The organism is Nevskiales bacterium, assembly GCA_035574475.1.
Lineage (GTDB): Bacteria > Pseudomonadota > Gammaproteobacteria > Nevskiales > DATLYR01 > DATLYR01.
This window is the reverse complement of the sequence record DATLYR010000074.1, coordinates 1-3,468: the sequence shown is the minus strand read 5'-3', so window position 1 is coordinate 3,468 and position 3,468 is coordinate 1. Positions and strand designations below refer to the sequence as shown.

Sequence of the window (3,468 nt, the reverse complement as noted above, 5' to 3'; positions counted from 1 at the left end):
GTCGTCTGAGATGGCGCGCATTGCGGTCGAGCAGCTGGACAGCATGCTCAACGAGGCGGGCGAGATCAGCATCTACCGCTCACGCCTGGAACAGCAGAACACGGCTTTGTCGTTCCAGATCGGCGAGATGCTGCAGACCATCAACCGCATCCGTGAGCAGGTGCGCAGCCTCGACACCGAGGCCCAGGCCATGATCCTCGCACGTCAGCAGGGCCAGTCGGCGGCGGATCCCGACCGCTACCAGGCCGAGTTCGATCCGCTGGAAATGGACCGCTATTCGCGCCTGCAGGAGATGTCGCGCTCGCTGGCCGAGAGCATGACCGACCTGGAGAGCGTGCGCGACGTGCTCGACGAGCTGCGCGGCCAGAACGAAATGCTGCTGCTGCAGCAGGCGCGCGTGAACAGCGAACTGCAGCAGAAGCTGATGCGCTCGCTGATGGTGCCCTTTGCCCGCCAGGTGCAGCGTCTGGAGCGGGTCGTGCGGCAGACCGCGCAGGAGTACGGCAAGAAAGCGCGCGTGGAATTCACCGGTGTGGAGAGCGAGCTGGATCGCAAGGTGCTGGAGCGCATGGTGCCGCCGCTCGAACATCTGCTGCGCAACGCCATCGTGCACGGCATCGAGCCGCCGGCCGAGCGCGTGGCGGCCGGCAAGCCGGAGACCGGCGTGGTATCGGTGCGGCTGACCCGTGACGGCCCGCAGCTGGTGATCGACGTCAGCGACGACGGCCGCGGACTCAACCTGCCTGCGATCCGCCGCAAGGCGGTGCAGATGGGGCTCATCCCGGAGCACGCGGTGCTGGGCGAGGCCGACACCATCGCCTTCATCTTCGAGCCCGGGTTCAGCACGGCCACCGAGGTCACGCAGGCCGCTGGCCGTGGTGTGGGCATGGACGTGGTCAACGCCGAAATCAAGCAGCTGGGCGGCAGCATCGAAGTCAGGACGCAGGCCGGCGCCGGCACGCACTTCATCGTACGCCTGCCGCTGTCACTGGCCATCACTCAGGCGCTGCTGATCCACGTGGCGGAGGAAATGTATGCGCTGCCGATGAACACCATCGAGGGCATCGCACGCGTCAACCGCAGCGAGCTGCCACGCTACCTGGACGACCGTGGGCCCAACTTCGAGTACGGCGGCCAGCACTACCGCGTGCGGCAGATGGCCGAGATGCTGCATCTGCATGCCATGGACCTGCAGGAAGGCGAGAAGACCGTGCCGCTGCTGCTGGTGCGCGCCGGTGACCGGCGCGTGGCGCTGGCCGTCGACGAAGTGCTCGGCACGCGGGAGGTCGTGATCAAGGCGGTTGGCCTGCAGGTCAGCAGCGTGGTCGGCGTGACTGGCGCCACCATCCTGGCGGACGGTCGCGTGGTGGTGATTTTGGACTTGCCGGCGCTCGCGCAGGCACGGCTGCGCCGCGCGCTGACTGCGGAGACGCGGCGCGTATCGCTGGCGGAATCGGAAGAAGAGCGACCGCTGATCATGGTGGTGGACGACTCGATCACCATGCGCCGTGTCGCCGAGCGCACGCTGATACGCAATGGCTTCCGCGTAAGCACCGCCAAGGACGGTATGGATGCGCTCGGCAAGCTGCAGACCGAGTTCCCGGCCGTGGTGCTGCTCGACATCGAAATGCCGCGCATCGACGGCTTCGAGCTGGCGACCTACATGCGCAACAGCGACAAGCTCAAGGACGTGCCGATCATCATGATCACCTCGCGCAGCGGCGAGAAGCATCGGGCGCGCGCGGAAGCCATCGGCGTCGAGCGCTACATGATCAAGCCCTACCAGGAAGACCAGCTGATCCAGTGCATCCACGAACTGCTGCCACGCCGGCACTGAGCGGTTATCCACCATGGCGACTGCACGAACACTCACCCGCGAAGAAGCCTACGGCCAGCTGGTGCCGCTGGACGGAGACGCCCTGCTCTTGCCCAACGCCGCCGTGATCGAGGTGCGCGGCCTGGAGGGGCTGCGGATGCGCACGACGCCGCCCGGCTGGCTGCTCGGGCAAGTGGGTTGGCGCGAGCACGACCTGCCGGTGCTGAGCCTGGAAGGGCTGCTCGGCCGCCCGCTGCCGGCACGCTCGCGCCGTTCGCGCCTGCTGGTCATCAACAGCGTCGGCACCAGTGTCAACAACGGCCTGCTGGCGCTGGTCTGCCAGGGCTATCCGCACCTCACCGCGCTCAACCGCACGGCGCTGCAGCCGCTGGCGTTGCAGGCCGGCGACCCCGACGAGCTGGTGCTGGCCCGGGTGCGGGTGGCGAACACCCAGGCGATCATCCCCGACCTGGACGCCATCGAGGCCAAGGTGGCGCAGGCGCTCGGCGCGGCCAGCGAGACGGCAGCGGACTGGAGTCCCGCGAACCTGCAATAGGCACGTGGGTTGCCGCTAGCTCCCGAGATCCCCCCACAGCGCCTGCAATGCAGCCAGGCAGGCGACGGCCGCGGTTTCCGTGCGCAGAATGCGCGGGCCCAACCGGATGGCAGTGAACCCGGCCTGCTGCGCCTGCGCCAGCTCGGCTGCACTGAGACCACCTTCCGGACCCGACAGCAGGCAGATGTCCGTACAGGGCGCCAGCGCCACGAGGCCTTGACCGGCGCCCGGATCGAGCAGCAGCTTGAGCGGCGCCGGCGGCAGTGCGGACACCCAGGCGGCGAGTGTGAGCGGCGGGTGGACCTCGGGCAGACGCTCGCGGCCACTTTGCTCGGCGGCAGCACGCGCCACCTCGCGCCAGTGCCGCAGTTTCCGGTCCAGCCGTGCCGGCTCCAGCCGCGCCTGGCTGTGCTCGGTGTCCAGCGGCTGGATGGACTCCACGCCCAGCTCCACGGCCTTCTGCAGGGTGTAGTCCATGCGCTCGCCACGTGACACCGCCTGGCCCAGGATGATGCGCAGCGGCGATTCGCGGCGCACGGCCTGATGCGTAACGGCCTCGACCTCGATCCACCGTTTCCCCGCAGCCGCCAGCCGGCCGGCATATTCGCCACCGCGGCCGTCGAACAGCCGCAGCTCGGCCCCCGGCTTCAGCCGCAGCACATGCAGCAGGTGATGCGCGACGTCCTCGCCCAGCCGCCGCCGCCCGCCCTCCGCCAGCGGTGATTCGCAGTAGATCCGCGGAATATGCTTGGGCATGGTTGCAATAAACGAAGAATGGACAGGGTAACAGGATCAACAGGAATTACAGGATGAAGCAACCCTTTTACAAGAGAAGTTTTCTTTATCCTGTAATCCCGACAATCCCGTTATCCTGACGCTATTCTCGCGTTGCGAGGTCGATGCCTTCGGCCGCGACGCTAGCCATCAGGGCGATCTCGTCGTCGTTGATGACATAGGGCGGCATGAAATAGACCACGTTGCCGAGGGGGCGCAGCAACACGCCGCGTGTCAGCGCATGCTGGTATACCTTCAGCCCGCGCCGCTCCTGCCAGGGGTAGGCGCTGCGGCGGGTTTTATCCGGTGCCATCTCGATGGC

Annotated in this window: 4 protein-coding genes; 2 read left to right on the top strand and 2 right to left on the bottom strand. The window is 67.4% G+C overall.

The annotated features are described in order from the left end of the window. Positions 1–1,837 (top strand): response regulator (locus VNJ47_04095; protein HXG28015.1); only part of this gene is annotated, 1,837 nt, incomplete at its 5' end. A gap of 13 nt (positions 1,838–1,850) precedes the next feature. Beyond that, the gene (locus tag VNJ47_04090) at positions 1,851–2,372 is read left to right on the top strand and encodes a chemotaxis protein CheW (protein ID HXG28014.1); all 522 of its coding nucleotides are present in this window, start codon (positions 1,851–1,853) and stop codon (positions 2,370–2,372) included. Between the two features lie 15 nt (positions 2,373–2,387). Here the strand turns inward: VNJ47_04090 and VNJ47_04085 are convergent, their stop codons facing one another. Together VNJ47_04085 and VNJ47_04080 are read right to left on the bottom strand one after the other, a co-directional pair. Next, positions 2,388–3,128 (bottom strand): 16S rRNA (uracil(1498)-N(3))-methyltransferase, encoded by a 741-nt coding sequence (locus tag VNJ47_04085; GenBank protein ID HXG28013.1) that lies wholly within the window; start codon positions 3,126–3,128, stop codon positions 2,388–2,390. 121 nt (positions 3,129–3,249) lie between these two features. After that, positions 3,250–3,468: adenosylmethionine--8-amino-7-oxononanoate aminotransferase BioA (locus tag VNJ47_04080; GenBank protein ID HXG28012.1), on the bottom strand; the 219-nt coding region annotated here is incomplete at its 5' end.

What these genes read in the sequence shown, in the direction of transcription:
- VNJ47_04090 (HXG28014.1), top strand. Translation starts at nt 1,851, where the DNA reads ATGGCGACTGCACGAACACTCACCCGCGAAGAAGCCTACGGCCAGCTG.
- VNJ47_04085 (HXG28013.1), bottom strand. Translation starts at nt 3,128, where the DNA reads ATGCCCAAGCATATTCCGCGGATCTACTGCGAATCACCGCTGGCGGAG.